This window comes from Hymenobacter mucosus, assembly GCF_900188255.1.
Classification (GTDB): Bacteria; Bacteroidota; Bacteroidia; order Cytophagales; family Hymenobacteraceae; genus Hymenobacter; species Hymenobacter mucosus.
Map to the genome: position 1 here is coordinate 492,533 of NZ_FZNS01000003.1, position 18,163 is coordinate 510,695.

Sequence of the window (18,163 nt, forward strand, 5' to 3'; positions counted from 1 at the left end):
CACAAAAGGCCCAGCACCGCTCCGGTTGCTGGGCCTTTTGTGGTATAAGCTGGTACGCTAGTGATGGCGGCGCCTTTACAGTCCAATCCGTTTCAGGTAGGCATCGTTGTTCACGTACATGATGTAGGTTTTCTGGGTGCCCGCGGCCCGTTGTAGGTTGTAGTGCGCCGCCGCTAACAGCCGTTGGCTTTGCCGGCCCATGCGGTGGCTCCAGAACACTACAACGGTGTAGTCGGCGGAAGACTCCATGGCGCTAACCCGACTACCACCTACCGTGCGCAGGAAAGGAGCCAACTGCGCAAAGGACAGGAGGCTGTCGGGTAGCGTTTGTGAAACCGGAGGGAAGACATCGAGCGATTTGCGGTGATTCCACTCCAGGTTCGGGAATCCATTGGCATTGCAGCTCACGTAATAAGACACGAGTTGGCCGGCTCGGTTGTAGTACAGCAACTGTAGGGGCTGGCCATGGTGAGTAGCCTCACGCTGGCGTGCTGGGGGCTGTTTCTTAAGAAAGGTGAGGTAGCTAGTATCCAGTGCAAAGCTTTTGCCGGGGGCAGTGCCTACGCCATACGCCTGGGCGTACTGCCTCACTTGAGGGAAATCAATGGTCTGGGTTTGGCGCATTCCGTACAGTCCTTCGCCAACTGTAGCACAACCAACCATACTTAGGCTGCTCAGCAACAGAAGGAAGGTAGGGCGCATGTACTCCAAAAGATAGTTTGCTGCCATCGTCCGTCACCCATAAAAAAGCCTCTTCCAAAGAAAGAGGCTTCTCACATACAAAAGGTTGTCTGCTTGGCTTATTGTTCTAGCGCCGGGCATTAGTGTCTTGAGGAGGATAGGTACCCAAGATGCTGTTTACAATGCGGTACACTTCCGGCTCGGAGATGGTTTGCTGATCTACCTGCGCCTGACCAAGACCACGCCACGCTAGCTCCTTACGGCGAGCATCAACGAAATCGATGATAACGGTGCCAGCTTTGTAGTTCGTGATGTAGTTACGATTGTAAAGGCCACCGTAGCCATAGCCGTAGTACGGGTAGCCAAAAGGGCCATAGCCACCGTAGTTGGCTTGCTGCTTGTCCTCTACTTTGGCGGAATACGCCACGTACAGGTCGGGTGCTTTTTCCGAGAATGTGAGGCCCTTGGAGGCCATCTCACGCTCTACGGCCGTGCGGATTCGCTTGTCCAGAAACGATTGGTAGCCTTGGGCGGGGCCGCCTTCGGTGTCGGTTGGCTGTTGAGGATACCACGACCAGGTTTTGTACGCCCGGAAGTTAACAGAATGGTCGAAGTCATTGGTAACGCCTACGCGCGAAGTGCCGGCGCAACCACTCAGACCCAAAAGAAGGCCAAAACTCATGGCGAGCATAGCTGCCGGGCGAGTCAGGAAACGGGTGATGCGGTTCATATGAAGCGAAAAAGACGATTGAGGAGAATAGAAGCTGGCCACGAGGCTACAGGCTTCTGAGATAGAAACACAACGGATATGGTCGTCGTTCCCGGATATAAGTACCTTACGAACAAATTTAAGTGCTAGTTTACAGGCTGCATTAGGGTCATAATCTTGAAATATCTCTATCTTCCCCGCTAACATTAGTCTCTCATTATTTCCTGCTAACATGATTAAACTAGTACTCGGTTTGGGCGGCCTCGCTCTATTAGCTTCCTGCACTGCTACCAGCGACGCCCGTGGCTCGCGCCCAGCCAAGGGCATTGTTGCACATAACACGGTGGTCGAATGCATGCTGTATGATGGCATGACGAAGGACTCCAAAAACTTCGGCACTATTTCCTCCGGCAACGAAGTGCAGGTGATGGATACCGTTGATGCTTACTTTGTGAAAGTACGGGCTACGGTGAACGGCAAAACGGAAAGTGGCTACATGTACCGTACGTGCTTCGCCCAGTAGTAAGCTGCCCGCCTTCCAACACGCATTGCTACCCTTCGTACATACTTAGCTTTTACAAAAAAGGCCCGTGCAATGCGCACGGGCCTTTTTTGTAAAAGCTACTAGAGTAGCTTCAGCTCTTGCTAGTAAGAAGGACCCTTGTCGGTTTCTACTAGTTTCTCTTCCGCATCGGTGTACTGTTCAATAGGCGTGCAAGAGCACACTAGGTTACGGTCACCGTAGGCGGAGTCGATACGCGATACGGCCGGCCAGAACTTGGCGGCGCGCACGTACTCCGTGGGGAATACGGCCTCTTCGCGGGTGTATGGGCGCGTCCACTCGCCTACAAGCACGGTAGCTGCTGTGTGAGGGGCATGCTTGAGCACGTTTTCCTTGGCATCGGCGCGGCCTTCCTCCACGGCGGCAATTTCCTTGCGGATGCACACCATGGCCTCAATAAAGCGGTCCAGCTCTTCCTTGCTTTCCGACTCGGTGGGCTCTACCATTAGGGTGCCTGCTACTGGGAATGACACTGTGGGCGCGTGGAAACCGTAGTCCATCAGCCGCTTGGCAATGTCCTCTACCTCAATGCCTGCTTTCTTGAACTGGCGGCAGTCCAGAATCATTTCGTGGGCGCAACGGCCATTGGCGCCGGTGTACAGCACTGGGTAGTGCTCTTCCAGGCACGCCTTAATGTAGTTGGCATTCAGGATGGCCGTGCGGGTAGCCTGCGTAAGGCCTTCTCCACCCATCATCGAAATGTAGGCGTAGCTGATGGGCAGAATGCTGGCCGAACCCCAAGGCGCAGACGTAACGGCCCCGTAAGTGCGGCCATCGGCGTCAATGAGTACGTGTCCAGGCAGGTAAGGAGCCAAATCGGCTACTACCCCAATGGGGCCTACACCAGGACCACCACCGCCGTGCGGAATGCAGAAGGTCTTATGCAGGTTCAGGTGGCATACGTCGGCCCCGATGGTAGCGGGCGAGGTGAGGCCCACTTGGGCGTTCATGTTGGCGCCGTCCATGTACACGCGGCCCCCATGCTGGTGAATGGTTTGGCAGATGTCGATGATGGTTTCTTCATACACACCGTGGGTGCTGGGGTAGGTCACCATCAGGCAGCTGAGCTTGTCGGCGTACTGAGCGGCTTTAGCCTTCAGGTCCTCCACGTCAATGTTACCTTCTTCCGTGCTCTTGACCACTACTACCTGCATACCCGCCATAACTGCCGACGCCGGGTTAGTGCCGTGGGCTGATGCCGGGATGAGAGCCACATTGCGGTGCTGGTCGCCGCGGGCATCGTGGTAGCCTTTGATGGCTAGCAGGCCAGCGTACTCGCCCTGAGCGCCCGAGTTGGGTTGCAGACTAACGGCCGCAAAGCCCGTTACTTCACACAGCCACGCTTCCAGGTCGCGGAAGATTTCGGTGTAGCCTTGGGCTTGCTCCCGGGGTGCGAAGGGGTGTAAGCCGCCAATTTCCGGCCACGTCACCGGAATCATTTCGGCGGTAGCGTTTAGCTTCATGGTACACGAACCCAGCGGAATCATCGAGTGAGCCAAGCTCAGGTCTTTGTTCTCCAGCTGCTTCATGTAGCGCAGCATCTCCGTTTCTGAGTGGTGCGTGTTGAAGATGGGGTGAGTCAGGTACTCGCTTGTGCGAATCAGGCGCTCATCCCAGTTTACTGCTACCTCGGCGGGGAAGGCAAGTTGTGGGGCGTCCTTACCAAGTACCTTGGCAAACACCGCCACGATGTCCTGCACGTCTTTCAGCTCCGTGTTCTGGTTCAGCGAAATGCCTACTTGGGTTTCCCCGAAATAGCGGAAATTGATGCTTGCCGCCTCGGCTTCCTGACGAACGGCTTGCTGCAACTCGGTGCTTTCCAACTGAATGTCCAGCGTGTCGAAGTAGAACGCGTTGGTTTGCTCCAAGCCTAATCCCGTGAGCGCACCAGCCAGGGTTTGGGCTAGAGCGTGCACGTTGGAAGCAAACTGACGGAGGCGCTGCGGGCCGTGGTACACGGCGTACATACCCGCCAGCACCGACAGCAGTACCTGCGCCGTGCAAATATTGGAGGTAGCCTTCTCGCGGCGGATGTGCTGCTCGCGGGTTTGCAGGGCCATGCGGTAGGCCTTGTTGCCGGCGGCATCAATGCTCTGACCAATAATACGGCCGGGAATTACGCGCTTGAACGCGTCCTTGGTAGCCAGGAAGCCAGCGTGAGGGCCACCATAGCCCATGGGCACACCAAAACGCTGGGAGTTACCTACCACGGCATCGGCACCCATTTCGCCGGGAGGCGTAAGCAGCGTCAGGGCCAGAAGGTCGGCAGCCACCGTTACGAACAGGCCGTTGTCGTGAGCTTTCGTGATGAACTCGGTGTAGTCGTACACGGCGCCGTCGGCGGCTGGGTATTGCAGGATGGCTCCGAACAGGGAGGCATCCGTGAGGTCCACCGTGCGGTGGTCGCCTACTACCAGTTCAATGCCAAGAGGGGTAGCGCGGGTGCGCAGTACGTCGATAGTTTGGGGTAGCACCTGCTCCGACACGAAGTAGCGGGTGGCTTGTTTCTTCTTCGACAGCGAGTGGAACATGTGCAGCGTTTCGGCGGCGGCGGTGCCTTCGTCGAGTAGGCTGGCATTGGCAATTTCAAGGCCCGTCAAGTCAATCACCATCGTCTGGTAGTTGATGAGTGCCTCTAGGCGGCCCTGAGCAATTTCGGCTTGGTAGGGCGTGTAGGCCGTGTACCAGCCGGGGTTTTCGAGAATGTTGCGCTGAATAACGGGCGGCAGCTGGGTATCGTGGTAGCCCAGTCCGATGTAGTTTTTGAACAGCTTATTCTGGCCGGCAATCTTTTTGAATTTCGCCAAAAAAGCCCGCTCCGTGAGGGCAGCGGGCAGGTTCAGCGGCTTCTTCAGGCGGATGGCGGTCGGCACGGTTTCGTCGATGAGTTGGTCAATCGACTCCACACCAATAGTGCGTAGCATTTCAGCAACCGCTGCCTCGTCTGGGCCATTATGGCGGTCCACAAACAGGTCGGCGGGCTTGGGTTGAAGCAACATAAAAGCAGGGGTGAGGATGGCAATAAAGCAAGGCCCTAGGCAGGAGCCCATACAAAGGTAGCGCGAAAAGCCTTCACGCTTCCGTGCTAAAACCAGCAAAAGTTTGGGCTTGTTCCAGCAGCTTCATCTTCCCGCAGCTACCCGCCTCCAACTAGCGCCAACCCCACGGTGCTGGATGGCGCTTGCTTTTCAACCGTTGAGCTTGCAAAAGGCTACGCATTTTCTGGGTAATGGCGGCTGAGCTACGACTAGCGAAGGAGAGGACATATACTAACTCAACAATTTTCCGCAGATTCAACCCCGATTCCACCCACTATTACCCCTCTATGCGTTCTATAACCCTTGGCCTAATTCGAGAAGGCAAAACTCCACCCGATAAACGCGTTCCGCTGACTCCAAAAAAATGCGCTGAGGCAGAAGCCCGCTTTCCCGGCCTCAAGATTATAGTGCAGGAAAGCGCGGTGCGCTGCTTCGCCGACCAGGAGTACCGCGACCTGGGCATTGCCGTGCAGCCTACGGTAGCGGAGTGCGACCTTTTGCTGGGCGTGAAGGAGGTGCCGCCTGCCCAGCTCATACCCAACAAAACTTACCTGTTTTTTTCGCATACGGTCAAGAAGCAGCCTGCCAACCGGGAATTGCTGCGGCAGGTGTTGCAGAAAAATATTACCCTCATCGACTACGAACTGCTGACTACTGGTGAAGGAGGGGAGCGGATAGTTGCTTTTGGCCGGTGGGCCGGCATTGTGGGGGCGTACAACGCCCTACTGACCTACGGCCGCAAGCATGCGCTCTACGACCTGAAGCCGGCGCACCAGTGCGTAGATATGGAGGATATGCAGGAAGAGTTCTTCAAGGTGAAGCGCATGCCGCCCATTAAAATGGTGGTTACCGGCTCGGGAAGGGTAGCGCAGGGAGCCGTGGAGGTGCTAGACCGGATGGGTATTCGGCGGGTGAGCGTGTACGACTACCTGTACCACGACTTTGGAGTACCCGTGTATACCCAGTTGCGCTCCTCCGATTACAACCGCCGGCGCGACGGCCGGGTATGGGACACGCCTGATTTCCACCGCAATCCTCACGAGTACGAATCGACGTTTCAGAACTTCCTGCCGGTTACGGACCTGCTCATTGCCTGTGCCTACTGGCACCCGGCGGCTCCCCGTTTATTTGAGGAAGCAGACACCCAGCGCCCCGACTTCCGCATCAACACCATTGCCGACGTGACCTGCGACGTGAACGGGTCCATCCCAACCACCAAGCGGGCGAGCAGCATTCCTGAGCCTGCCTTCGACTACAACTGCCAGACTGGGGAACTAGAGCCGCCCTATTCGCGCCCGTCCAACATTACCATTATGGCCGTTGACAACCTGCCCTGTGAGTTGCCGCGAAATGCTAGCCGCGACTTTGGCCGGCAGCTTATAGATAATGTGCTACCGCATATAATGCTTGAAGCCGGCCCTGATGATGTGATAGAGCGCGCTACCATTGCCCGCAATGGAGCACTCACGGCACGCTACCAGTATCTGGCTGATTATGTAGCCTAGCGGATGACGCTTGCCCTATCAACTAAAAGGCCCTTGCTAGATAGCAAGGGCCTTTTAGTTGATGTTTATTCGTGAGTTCACTAGACTCAGATGCGTAGCACAGGATAACGGGCTTGCACCAGCATGTATACGCCGTAGGCCATAAGTCCGAGGGCTACTACGGCCAACACGCCGGGACCCATAGTAGCCAGCAGGTCAAATGCTTCGTCGGTAGTGCCAACGGCTTGAGCGCTCGACTGGCGACCTGCCTGCACGAAGAAGTAACCAATGATACCCATTACAATGCCCCGGGCCGTGTAGCCTACCTGACCAGTGCGGTACACGATGTTTTGCTGGTTAGCAGGCAGGCCACTGGCATTCACATGCTTATGAAACTTGCCGGAGTACGCCCGGTAAATCTGGTAGAGGCCCGTTCCGATGATGGCAAGGCCCACAGCCATGATAATCCATTCGCCAGCGGGCCAGCTTAAAATGGTGGCGGTAAGCGTTTGCTGGCCGTTCGAGCTAGAATCGGCTGAGCCTTTCCAGGCAAGCTGAGCGGCGTACCAAGCAAGGCTGGCGTATAGCAAGCCACTAGCAGCGTAGCCAATGCGCCGGCCCAGGCCTTTGGCATCGGAGCCTTTATTCTCGGTGTCGAGCGTGGCTTGCGTGAAGCGCCACACAATGTAGCCCAGCAAGCCAAAAGCAATGAGGCCCAAGAGCACAGGCCCGCCAGGCAAATCTTGCAGCGTTTGTACGGCTTGTTTCTTGTCGGCGGTTTGGCCGCCGCGCTGGCCGGTGGCCGCTAGGAGAGCCAATAGCCCAATAAGCAGGTATACCACGCCCTTGGCAGCAAAGCCAAAGCGAGCCAGTGTTCTGATACCCGAGGAGGGTGAAGACGGGACGGCGGAGAGTAATGTATCGGAGGCAGACATAGAGCAGGATGGTTAGGGAGACATTTTTTACCCCATACGCAAAACCAAGCTCTAATAGTTGTTCTGCCTCGGCTGGAAAGCATGCTACTCCACTCCGGCACTGCCCGCTTGCACATACTCTCGCTGCACAACAGCAACGCAACTAACCGCACACCACGTAACACTACCTCGTTTAGATCCTTATGCCGCTACTTGCTTTATAGCCGCTGAGTCTAATTAGCTGGTCCGTTAGGCAACGTAGGCCCCCCCAACAACCAACTGTCGTGGGAGCTCAGGAGTAGGTTTGGTTGGTACACCTCTGCGCCCAGGTCAAGGAGGTACCGGTTGGCCGGTAAGTCCAGCGTTAGGATAGGCTTGTTCTGCGCAAGAGGATTGGCCAGCAGTTGCTCCAAGTTGCCGTTGGGTGTCACGTAGGGAACAAAGAAATCGTCGGCCAGATCGGCGAGCAGCAGATTCCGAATAGCCACCGTTTCCTTAGTTACAATGGCTACGTTGGTTTCGAAGGGAGACAGAAAGAGTAGCTGGCCGGTAGTAAGCTCCCGCTCATACTCAAACGCCAAGCCCGATTGAATACCTCTGCCTAGCGCGTACGCAATAGGATGGTTGCCATCTTGGCGTAAGTAGCGCAGCACGGTTTGCTCTAGCTTCGAGTGAAACCCGGAAAGCACGCAGTGCTTATTCATGCGCTGTTCCATGGCCCATAAGTATGTGGCGCGCTCAATAGCAGCGGGGTACTCGCGCGAGCAAAAAAAGGCTGTTTTGGGTAACTCTAGTACTGCCTGGTTCCCAAGGGTCCGTAGCTCATCAACTGAGATAGGCATAGTAAGCGGGCAAGGATTCTATTTTAGGTAGCATGAACCAACAAAAACAGGTTCCGCGTAGCTCCTAAAATGCGTCTGGAAGGCAAAAAAAGGCCCCGCACAGAATAAGTGCGAGGCCTCTCTACTTAGGTTCTCTTAGAAAGTGCGGTGGAACCAGGCTTTGATGTCGTCAATAGTTTCGCCGGTCTTGTGCTGAAGACGGCCGAACCACTCATCCTGCTGACCTTCTTCGTAGGTCAGGTCATCGTCGGTTAGGTTGCCCCATTTCTGCTTGGCTTGGCCTTTCACTTCGTTCCAGTTGCCGCGGGCACGCAGTTCGGTAGAGTCGTTGATGTTATTGTTGTTGGCATCCATACTAGTAGGGTGTTTAGGTGGGAGGACGCCAGAGTATACGGTTGAGCTAAGGGTAAGGTTAATGATGAGTAAATAAGATAAACAGCGCCAAGCTGTGGACATTGCTCACCAGCACGAACCCCCGTTACTACGAGTACTTATGCCCGAGACAAAGCCAGAATTTTCTTTCTGCTGGTTATATAAGGAATTACTTTTGAGGTAAATAGGAGGGTAGGCATGGCGCCCTCGGTTAGTATAGCGCTAGTAGCCTGTTGGGCAGTAAGAGGGAGTGAAGCGTTTGCTGATGCAGCTGTAACCAGGCTCCCAACGCGAAGCCCAGGTGAGTAGATGGCCAATGGAAAAAGCGCTGCAGTAGCTTCCGTCAGTACCAGCGAATCATCTAGCAAGCTGCGAAGCGTTTCGTCATCGGCCCAGATGCAACTGCTGTCGGGTGCGACCGGTGCTGAAGGAGTGTAGAAGCTAGGGCTTCCGCTGGCCGCCGTGTATTCGTTCCATTGCTCATGCCGCGGCTTTTGGGCAAAGCCGGTCAGGTGCATACTAAGGAGTACTAGTAGACTGCATGAAAGACGGTATAGCATCATAGAGTAGGAAAGGAAGGATAAACAATGTTACTACTAGCTATACAAGCATCAGAAAGAAAACTTGAATAATTCAGACTTTTTAAATCCTATGTAAATATGCATAACTAGCTGTTTGTTAGACTTTAATGAGGCTTTGCATTAGGCTTAAGGAGTATAAGCGAATATGTAGTTTATTCTCTATTATTGAGTGCCTGTTCACTTTATCGCAATGGATGATTTACGTACTACTCTAAGCACCTTCACCCCCGACGACCGAAAGGAATTTGGTCGGTTTATTCAGCGGCAGCGGCGTAAGCAAAAAGGGCGGATGGACTCCCACCTCTTCGAGCTATTGCTGCATCAGAAAGAATATACAACGGAGGAGCTACTGGCGCGTCTATACCCCGAGGAGCCCAATGCCGTGGCGTACTACGCCTTGCGCAAGCGCCTCATGCGTCATCTAACGGATTACCTACTACTCCGCCAGCGGCAGCAAGATCCTACGGCGGCTTCTTCGGTGCGAGGACTTCTCACCTTAGCCCAATACCTATTCGAGGCAGGTATCCCTCGCTTGGCGTGGTCTACCTTACGCAAGGCCGAAAAGCTAGCTTGCCAGAACGAGCAGTACGAGCTACTGAATACGGTATATAACCTGCAAATAACCCAGGCTGGCAGCAAATACGCCGACGACCTGAACGATATTATTCGGCGCCGTCATCTCAATAAGAAAGCAGCCGATGAGGAAGAACGTGCCAACATCGCCGATAGCCTAATTCGTCAGCGCCTACGGGCGGCGCGCGTGAAAGGGCGAGCAGGCGAGTCGTTTGACGGCATATTGCAGGAAGTTCTGCGCGAGTATGATTTGCAGGAAGCCTTTGCCCGACGGCCGGCTCTGCTCTACCGGCTCATGTCCATTGCCCGCTCGGCTATGCTAGTGCGCCGCGACTTCTTATCGTTTGCTCCCTTTGTGATGCGGTGCTATCATCTAATGGAAAAGCGCCATGGTTTTCTGCCTGCTCATCGCGAAGCACAAACTGGGCTCCTGTATATGATAGCGCACGCCCTGTACCGCACCCGTCGCTTCCGCGAATCGGTGGAGTATGTGGAGCGGTTGCGAATACTCCTGGAAGATGGCCCGCGCACTTTGGCAGCTGCCATGCGGCCCCGCTACACCTTTTTGCTGGCGGCAAATTACGCCTTCCTGCGCCGGAACGCCGAGAGTATTCGGTTGCTGGAGGAAGTATTGCGCACACCTCTTTCCCCCCGCGACCAGCTCACGGCCCGCCTAGGGTTGGGCTTTCACTATTTCGCCGAAGGCCAGTTTCAGAAAGCTAACCAGGCCGTTATTGCCATTGGCCGCTCCGACCACTGGTGCGAGCAGGAAATGGGCGTAGAATGGGTTGTAAACCGCAACATGGGCGAGATGCTGATTCAACTGGAGTTGGGCAACCCTGATCTGGCTCTAAACCGCTTGCGGGCAATTGAGCGGCTGATGCGCGAGCGGTTCGGGGCCGATGGTGGCGGGTATGCTACGGTGCTGTGCTATTTAGGCCTGGTAAAGGAAATTCTGGATGACCCAACCGTGGTGCAGAACGCCGACTTTGTGCAGCGCGCTACCAGCTTGCCTTCCTTCGTCTCTTTGGAACAGGAAGACTTACAGGCACTCAGTTTCTATGGCTGGCTGCACGCGCGCATTGAAGGACGCCCCTACTACGAGGTGCTGGTGCAGCTAGCCGGTGCCACCGAAATAGTGCCCGAACTCAGCTTGTGAAGCCCCACGCTCTGGTTAGAAACTATGGGGTTAGTACCCCCTTATGCCAGCCAAGGCCAGCTATGAGTGAGGAGGCACAGGGCAAAAAACAACAATGCCCGCCACTGAAACCAGGGCGGGCATTGCGACTATACCACGGTGCCGTCCGGCGTCGGCGTGGTGTTAGTTTTTCTCTGCAGCGTTGATTTCGGCCTTAGCGTCGCCAGCAGCTTCTTCGGTAGCAGCAGCAGCGTTAGAGGCAGCGGCTTTGGTCTCAGCAGCAGCTTCGTCAGCGGCAGCTTCGGTTTTATCGGCTGCTTTCTCAGCCGAGTTTTCAATGGCCTCGCCAGCGTTGTTCACTTCAGCTTCAGCAGCGTCGCCGGTGTGCTCAGCAGCAGCTTCGGCGTTGGTAGCAGCAGCATCTGCATTTTCTTTGCCCTCTTGCGTGCAAGAAGCAACAGAGAACGTAACGGCAGCAGCAACAAGCAGGGACTTGAAAATGGATTTCATGGGAAAAATACTAAGATGGGTGAGGGAATAGTAGCGTAAGCGCGACACTACCTGTCGCACGGTGATTAATAATGCGGTGATTAGAAAGTAACCCATCTTTGCAAAAGATTTTCTGCTGAGCTGTTCTTCACAACGGGGAGGGTAGTTCAGCCGTAGCTCGGGCTTAGAAGCGGGCCGGCTACTAGGCCCCGGCCACAATGCAAATTCAAACGTGAGGTATTCAGTGCAGCGTTCTTTTTCCAGCCGAGTACAGGGCACTTTGGTAGTTGCATGCGTGGTGTTGAGCAGCTTACGAGCACACGCGCAGGCAAACGATGGATTCCAACGCCGCGACGGCTCGATGTACGTATTGCGCAACGGACAAGCGCGGCCTATGCTGCGCGATGTGCATTTGCCCAATGGACGCACCGTCACGCGCGACGGCTTTGTGGTGGAGCGCGATGGCCGGCGTACGGAACTAGCGGAGGGCCGAGGCTGTACCTTGCTGGGACAGCCGGTGGCCGTAGTTACGCGTTCTAATGGCCGCCTGAGCTTGGCCGCCCCTATGGCATCGGCTCCAGTAGCGGTGCCTGCGGAGCCAGCCCTCCTGCAAGCGCAACGCTGGAGGAATGGGAAAGAGCGCGGCCACGGTAAAGGCAAAAAAGCCGGTAAGCACAAAAAGAATAAGCACGGTGATGATGACGAAGACTAGCCGCTACATAACCGTAGAAGCGAATTAATTTTTCAGTTCTTCGCCTTCCCGGTTAATGTAGAAGCCGCGCCCATTCTGCCGTACCCAGGCCCGCTCCTGCGGATCGAAGTCGGTGGCTTGCGAATAGCGGCCAAAGGGAGCGGTGCCTGCAGTAGTATCGGCTAAGTACTCTTCAGAAACGAAAGTAAAGGCGCCCTTGGTTTTCACTCGCGCTAGGCCCTTGTCAAAGGAATAAGCTTCCTGAAAGGTGGGCGGTGGTGTGGTCGGTGCATCGGGGCCCGTGATGTAAAACCACCCCCGGTAATCGAGTACAGCAGCATGCTTGTTGGCAAAGTCGCGGGCGCTGTAGAAATACGCCCCAAATTCCTCACCATCCATATTCAGAAAGGTGTAGAACTTGCCAATGCGGGCCCGCGCGTAGCCATCAGAGTAAGGAAACAGCGCGTCGTAAGCGGGTGCTACCACCTCCTGGCCTTCATCATCAATGAAGCCAAAAACCTTGTTTTGTTCTACTACAGCACGGCCGCCCTGAAACTCCCCAATGCTGGCGTAGCGAGCTGGTACCAGAGTGTCGCCGCTGGCGGTAAGTAGGCCCTGAAGGCCGCCTTGACGGAAGGGAACGGGAGCAGGGGTGTCGCTACAGCGCACTACCGCTACTGCTAGCAGCAGAGCAGCGCCGGCTGCTGCATAGGCAAGATTGCGGGGCTGGTGGCGGAGCTGGGTGACGTGCGGTGTGGCCCAAGTAGCAAATCGTTGAAGAACGGTGCGGCCCTTACTGACGCCAGCCAGCACCTGCTTGCGCGCCTCTTGCGACCAACCAGCCGAAGATGGGTAAGAAGTAGTAGCTGATGGTGAAGGGCCAGCGGGGGCCGGCGCAGGGCTACCTAAGGAGGTGGGGGGCTGCGCCGGCGAGGTCCCGTGTACTGGTGCAGGGCTGGGCACAGGCCCTATAAGGGGAGCCGCGGCAAACCGTTGTAGCAAATTTTCAAGCTGCTGAATTTTGGTGCCGAGCTCCTGATTGCGGTTTTCCAGCTCCGCCCGATACGCCTGAATAGAGGATTCTAGCGCAGCCTTCTCCTGCTTCTCCTGGGCTAGTTGCTCTTGCAGCGTAGAGGACGTGTTGGGCGATATGGGAGCTGCCGCTAGCTGGTGCTGCAACTGACTAATGCGCTGCTCTCGTTCTTCTTCCCGGGCCTCCATGGCACGTAGCTGTTGGCTTAGGTCGGCCTGCAGGGTAGCGCGCAGTTCTTCCAGCCGCGCTTTTTCTTGGCTGCGAGCCACCACATCTACCTCGTACCCGGAGTCGGCCCGGTCCAGTTCATCTACATCTTCGGCACCCAGCCACCGCCAGAGTCGCCCGGCTTTGCTGCGTAGCAAGTCGGTTGCACTGGGAGCATAGACGGTAGCTGGCGCCACGGCCGGGGCGAGCGGCTGGTCGTCAACCGGTAGCCCTACCTCGGCGGCTAAGTGCCGTACATCGGCCGCTGTTAGGTCAATTTCTGGGGAGGCCAACTGGGCCAGGCGGCGCGTAAAACGGGCGGGGTTGGGCAGCAAGTGAAAAAGCGAGGCCGTAGGCACGGAACTCATGCGCTCCTCTACCTCCGGCCCAAAGCGTACAGGCTCGGCAAACAGCACCAGCCCGCTAATGAATTGCAGGTTAGCTGCATCGGCTGGCAAGCGCGGAGCAAGCCACGCCGCTACTGCTTCGCGCTGCTCCCGAAATTGCTGAAAAGGGTTGTCGGCTTCTGCATTGCCAGCCAGCGGGACGTCATCAAGCTGCCAGCTACCGTAGCGCAAGTCAGGAATGTGTAGTAGCCCTCCGTGAGGTACAAACAGTAGCAGGGTAATGCTACGCGGCCGTACGACTACGGCATCGGCAGTGGTGCCAGGAGAAAGAGGAAAGTTTCCTAGTAGCAGGGTGTCGGACGCGCTAGAATCAACCGCTAAGGCGGCTGCTACCGCGTCAAACTGGTGTTGGCGGATAGGGTCAGCAAAAGGATCGGCTTGGTAGGTGTGCAGCATAGGAGTGGCAACGGCCCCGCAAGTTTTCGGCCAGTGATGCGTAAGCAGGATGCAGAAACACCCAGCGCAACAAGCCCAACTTTTCCGGAGCCGGGTAAGTATAGCCCTTTACGCTCTTTCAACCATTTGTTTTTGCTTTTCTACTATATGGATTCTACTGCCTCCACCCCCCAGACCCCAGCCACGCCTACCATACCGCTAGATGTAACGGATCAGCAAAACTCTGCGCTGCTCGAAGACACGCTGAACTTGCTGAACGCTGGAGCCCCCGATAAAGCCAACGACCAAGGCCTGGTTGAAATAGACCGTTGGACGGAAGTACTCCGTGCGTCAGAACGCCCAGGGCTGGCCAAGATAATCCAGGAGTTGACTAGCCTGCGGGAGCAACTGACGGCTTCTGATACGCAAGTGCATGACATTGCCGAAACCCTTGCTACACTGGGCGCTGAGACGTCTAAAGTAGCGGATGAAACTTCCGATGGCTATAGCGGCCCACTGGCCCAGCTCGGAAAGCTGCTCATCAAACTGGGGTCTACCTTATCACGCTAAACATGTGGTAGCATACCCTCTAAAACCCCGCCTGGTACCAGGCGGGGTTTTGTGTGTTCTGGCAGTGCGTAGAAAACATATTGGCCGGCCATAGGTAATGTGTTGCTGTTCGGTGGGCGTAGTTGACCTACCCACCCGCGGCCAGCATTTCCTACCTTTGCCCCTCTTTTTTTAGTTGCTATGTCTGAGTTCCAGCCTTTGCCCGCCCTCACCCTCTACGATCCTTTTGATGGCATGCGCTTTAGCTACCAACACTGTTTTCTGTGTGGTATGCCAACCAGGCCGCCCCAAGATACCGTGCCGGTGTTTGCCGACTGGCTAATGACACGCTATCACTTGCACGAGCGGCAAGTGAAGCTGTTGGATATGAGCATTGTGCAGTATCAAGACCTGCGCATTGCCTGCTGTGAGCACTGCCGCACGCATCATGTAGAACCCCTAGAAGCACACGTAGCCGCCGCTGCCGACCGTGGCATCACTGGCCTGCGTGGGTTAGACGACCAAACTATGTTCTTGTGGTTGGGGAAGATGTTCTATGGCATTTTGGTTACGGAGCTACTGACCGAACTCGACCCATTGGCCCGGCCGCAATACCCTCTGGCTGAAAACGCGCAATTGTTCCGGCGCTTTCAGGCTTTCTTCCAACCGTTTCAGGCGCTGCGCGTGCCCATGGAATACGAGGACTTCGTACCTGGGTCGTTGTTCATCCTTGAGGCTGAGGCCCAGGAGGATACCATTCCGTTTGAGTATGACGATGATTTAGGTACGCTTACGTTTAGCATCAAGCTAGATAACACTGTGATAATAGCCTGCTTAGCCGACAATGGTATTGTTCGGCAGGCTATGCGCAGAGTGTATCAGGATGCTTACCGCCCCCTGCACCCAGTGCAGATTGCGGAGTTTAAGGCGCGGGTGTACTACGCCGCGTACTTGCTGAATGTGGTGCCCAACTATTTCCCCCGCCTGGTAAAACCCGGCGACCAGGAACTGGTGATGGATGCACTAATTGATGATGTTACCGGCGACATTTTCAATCCATGGGAAAACAACACCTACGGACAGTCGTTGCTGGAAATGTGGAAACGGTGGCAAATTCCGCTGGAAGAAATCTTACGTAATCCAGCTGAGCCACTTACGTTTCTGTATGATGCCGACGGGCAGCCCCGTGTACTGCACAACTACCCAGAAAATTCCTGAGGAAAAGAAAGGAATTACCGGCCTAGCTAGCTTGCCAAGAAAGCTCAGGGGTAGTTTCGGAAGGGTATTTGGTAAGCTTGATACCTGACCAGCGGCCTTCAAAGCCACTTTTCTTTTTGCATTCCCGCTCGCTCACGAGTACGTCCACGCAGTGGCGGTGGCGGCGGTTCATGGTATCATGAATGATGTATACGCCATCTAGGGCGTCGGAAATACCGCGTACTTGCACCTTCTCACCGTAGTGAAATGGGCCGCCCCACTTGCTGAGCAAGTCGCGGGAGACGGCAAGCCAACGGGTTTTGCTGGAGTGCCGCTTAGGAATCCGGGAACCGTCGGCGGTTTCCATTGGATCTGCATCTGTCTGGCCAACTTCGGGCCAGTAGGTCGTAGCCGTAACGGTGTACGACAAGGACGAGGGAGCCTTTAGAACAGGCTGCACCGGCACCGCTACGGGAACCGGACGAGGGGGCAGACTAACTGTCAGGAGCGGTGGCGTAGCCACGGGGATAGAGACAGCACGGGGAGGGAAGAAGAATGTCAGTAGGAATAACGCAATGGACATGACGCTTGGGTTCGTGGACTCTCACTTTCGCCCGGAGAGCTTGGACGGCCGGCCCGACTCGGCTGCTGGGAAAAGCATGTCTGCCAGATAAGCAGAAACAGGCTTCGGTATCTATGGTAAGCGGCAATTCAGCCGAAAACAGTCAGGTTAAGTGCTAAATAGCGTGGTAAAATAGATAATTAGAATAATAGATTGTACTTATAAAATGATGTGCTTTTGAAGGGCTCAAAGGTAAGACTAATTTTTTTATTGAGTCGGCAGCCATCCAAGAGGGCTGTACCAGGCCGCTATAAGGGTAAACGTGGATATTAAGCAGGTTAAAGAGCCGCAAGTACGTAGGTCGTCACGGATAGGTTACAGGGTATTAGCATCCCCAACCGTGCTTTCAACCCGGCCGTAGAGAAAAAAGTGCGGACCATAATAGTCTGCCTTTTTGACTTGTTTTTGTTCTTTTACTAACCCCTCGCCACCATATGGCCTCCGTTTTTTCCTCCTTTGTATCCCGTACCTCTTGGGGTGCTACGGTAGTGGTAAGTGCTTTTTTAGGCGCTTGCTCTGCTCCCGATAAGCCTGCTGATTCAACTGCGTCTAATGGCAGTACTACCTCCGATTCTACTGGTGCTGCTGCTCCTACTGCCCCAGCCAACTCGCCGTTGCAGGTAGTTGCTCAGTTTCGAGAGCCGCAAATTGTTGGGGTAGCAGTGTTACCCGACGGGCGCGTATTCGGGGATTTTCCACGCTGGGATAATAATCCCGTCAATCCCGTGGCCGAAATCAAGCCTGATGGCTCGGTGAAAGGATATCCTGATGCCAACTGGTGCATCTGGAACGAGACGGTTCGCAACGAGCCCCAGAAACATTGGATCTGCCCACAAAGCGTATATGCCGATAAAACGGGGATGCTATGGGTACTTGATCCGGCTTCACCGGGCCTAAAAGCCACAGTGCCTGGTGGGCCCAAATTGGTAAAGATTGACCCCAAGACCAATAAGGTAGTGCAGAACATCGGCTTCCCTGAAAGCGTGGCCCCCCGGAAGTCTTACTTGAATGATGTTCGTATTGACACACAAAATAATTACGCGTACATCACTGAATCCGGAGTAGGCAGCCTAGTTGTGGTTGATTTGAAGTCGGGCAAGGCGCGCAAGCTGTTGAATATGCATACTTCCATGCTTGCTGATACTACGCTGAATGTTAAAGCCGATGGTCACGAGCTAATTGACCCCAGTGGCAACAAAGCTAAGTTCAACGCCGATGGTATTGCCCTAAGCCAAGACATGCAATACTTGTATTGGAAGCCACTAACTAGTTACAAACTGTACCGCATAAAGACGGAGGCACTACGTAACCCGGCTCTATCGGACGCCCAGTTGGCTCAGCAGATTGAGGATTTGGGCAAGGTCCCCGCCTGTGACGGCATGGAGATAGATGCGGCCAACAATCTGTACATGACCACCTTTGAGGATCATTCGATTAAGCGCCGGACTCCTGATGGCAAAATAGAGACAGTAGTGCAGGACTCCCGCTTGGAGTGGCCAGATACGTTTGCCTTCTCATCTGATGGAGGCACCTTGTACGTAACCAACTCTGCCATCCATAAAACGCCAACCTGGAATAAAGGAATCGGTAAGCAGGATCAACCCTACCACATTTTTAAAATGGCCTTAGCCAAATAGAAAGGCCCAAATCTTATAAAAAGCCGTTCCTCTTATGAGGGGCGGCTTTTCTTTTTATTTAA

Annotated in this window: 16 protein-coding genes; 7 read left to right on the top strand and 9 right to left on the bottom strand. The window is 55.1% G+C overall.

From position 1 onward, the window contains the following. Positions 1-75: 75 nt before the first annotated feature. Positions 76-702 (bottom strand): hypothetical protein, encoded by a 627-nt coding sequence (locus CHB83_RS09340; protein ID WP_143437076.1) that lies wholly within the window; start codon positions 700-702, stop codon positions 76-78. 106 nt (positions 703-808) lie between these two features. Next, positions 809-1,411, bottom strand: coding sequence for a DUF4136 domain-containing protein (locus CHB83_RS23795; RefSeq protein WP_045690635.1), 603 nt, complete (start codon positions 1,409-1,411; stop codon positions 809-811). Between the two features lie 211 nt (positions 1,412-1,622). Between CHB83_RS23795 and CHB83_RS23800 the strand changes: the two genes are divergently transcribed. Continuing rightward, positions 1,623-1,913 carry an SH3 domain-containing protein gene (locus CHB83_RS23800; protein WP_045690634.1) on the top strand — a complete coding sequence of 97 codons (291 nt, stop codon included), beginning with the start codon at positions 1,623-1,625 and terminating at the stop codon, positions 1,911-1,913. A 122-nt stretch (positions 1,914-2,035) separates the two neighbouring features. Here CHB83_RS23800 and gcvP read toward each other — a convergent pair whose 3' ends face one another. After that, complete coding sequence (gene gcvP, locus CHB83_RS09350) at positions 2,036-4,951, bottom strand: aminomethyl-transferring glycine dehydrogenase (protein WP_045689331.1); 2,916 nt, start codon at positions 4,949-4,951, stop codon at positions 2,036-2,038. A gap of 326 nt (positions 4,952-5,277) precedes the next feature. Here gcvP and CHB83_RS09355 point away from each other — a divergent pair, with 326 nt between their 5' ends. Beyond that, positions 5,278-6,495, top strand: coding sequence for an NAD(P)-dependent oxidoreductase (locus CHB83_RS09355; protein ID WP_089332434.1), 1,218 nt, complete (start codon positions 5,278-5,280; stop codon positions 6,493-6,495). Positions 6,496-6,581: 86 nt separating this feature from the next. Here the strand turns inward: CHB83_RS09355 and CHB83_RS09360 are convergent, their stop codons facing one another. The 3 genes from CHB83_RS09360 to CHB83_RS09370 form a co-directional block, all read right to left on the bottom strand. After that, positions 6,582-7,409: a DUF1206 domain-containing protein gene (locus CHB83_RS09360; protein ID WP_072144838.1), complete on the bottom strand. Its 828-nt coding sequence runs from the start codon at positions 7,407-7,409 to the stop codon at positions 6,582-6,584. A gap of 212 nt (positions 7,410-7,621) precedes the next feature. Continuing rightward, positions 7,622-8,230 (bottom strand): hypothetical protein, encoded by a 609-nt coding sequence (locus tag CHB83_RS09365; RefSeq protein WP_089332435.1) that lies wholly within the window; start codon positions 8,228-8,230, stop codon positions 7,622-7,624. A 135-nt stretch (positions 8,231-8,365) separates the two neighbouring features. Beyond that, the gene (locus CHB83_RS09370; RefSeq protein WP_045689324.1) at positions 8,366-8,584 is read right to left on the bottom strand and encodes a CsbD family protein; all 219 of its coding nucleotides are present in this window, start codon (positions 8,582-8,584) and stop codon (positions 8,366-8,368) included. Positions 8,585-9,373: 789 nt separating this feature from the next. Between CHB83_RS09370 and CHB83_RS09380 the strand changes: the two genes are divergently transcribed. Next, a complete protein-coding gene (locus tag CHB83_RS09380; RefSeq protein ID WP_089332437.1) occupies positions 9,374-10,915 on the top strand; it encodes a tetratricopeptide repeat protein in 1,542 nt (513 codons plus the stop codon). 162 nt (positions 10,916-11,077) lie between these two features. Here CHB83_RS09380 and CHB83_RS09385 read toward each other — a convergent pair whose 3' ends face one another. Next, positions 11,078-11,404 (bottom strand): hypothetical protein, encoded by a 327-nt coding sequence (locus tag CHB83_RS09385; protein WP_089332549.1) that lies wholly within the window; start codon positions 11,402-11,404, stop codon positions 11,078-11,080. A 223-nt stretch (positions 11,405-11,627) separates the two neighbouring features. Here CHB83_RS09385 and CHB83_RS09390 point away from each other — a divergent pair, with 223 nt between their 5' ends. Next, positions 11,628-12,095 (top strand): DUF6799 domain-containing protein, encoded by a 468-nt coding sequence (locus CHB83_RS09390; RefSeq protein WP_143437078.1) that lies wholly within the window; start codon positions 11,628-11,630, stop codon positions 12,093-12,095. 24 nt (positions 12,096-12,119) lie between these two features. On the opposite strand, the gene CHB83_RS09395 is transcribed toward CHB83_RS09390, so the two are convergent. Continuing rightward, positions 12,120-14,117, bottom strand: coding sequence for a WG repeat-containing protein (locus tag CHB83_RS09395; protein WP_089332439.1), 1,998 nt, complete (start codon positions 14,115-14,117; stop codon positions 12,120-12,122). 147 nt (positions 14,118-14,264) lie between these two features. On the opposite strand from CHB83_RS09395, the gene CHB83_RS09400 reads away from it, so the two are divergent. Together CHB83_RS09400 and CHB83_RS09405 are read left to right on the top strand one after the other, a co-directional pair. Then, on the top strand, positions 14,265-14,666 hold the full coding sequence (locus tag CHB83_RS09400) for a hypothetical protein (RefSeq protein WP_045689319.1): 402 nt from the start codon (positions 14,265-14,267) through the stop codon (positions 14,664-14,666). Between the two features lie 180 nt (positions 14,667-14,846). Further along, the gene (locus CHB83_RS09405; protein ID WP_089332440.1) at positions 14,847-15,863 is read left to right on the top strand and encodes a hypothetical protein; all 1,017 of its coding nucleotides are present in this window, start codon (positions 14,847-14,849) and stop codon (positions 15,861-15,863) included. A gap of 22 nt (positions 15,864-15,885) precedes the next feature. On the opposite strand, the gene CHB83_RS23515 is transcribed toward CHB83_RS09405, so the two are convergent. Continuing rightward, positions 15,886-16,425, bottom strand: coding sequence for an RlpA-like double-psi beta-barrel domain-containing protein (locus tag CHB83_RS23515; RefSeq protein ID WP_143437080.1), 540 nt, complete (start codon positions 16,423-16,425; stop codon positions 15,886-15,888). Positions 16,426-16,898: 473 nt separating this feature from the next. On the opposite strand from CHB83_RS23515, the gene CHB83_RS09415 reads away from it, so the two are divergent. After that, the gene (locus CHB83_RS09415; protein WP_089332442.1) at positions 16,899-18,101 is read left to right on the top strand and encodes an SMP-30/gluconolactonase/LRE family protein; all 1,203 of its coding nucleotides are present in this window, start codon (positions 16,899-16,901) and stop codon (positions 18,099-18,101) included. The last annotated feature ends 62 nt before the right edge of the window (positions 18,102-18,163 follow it).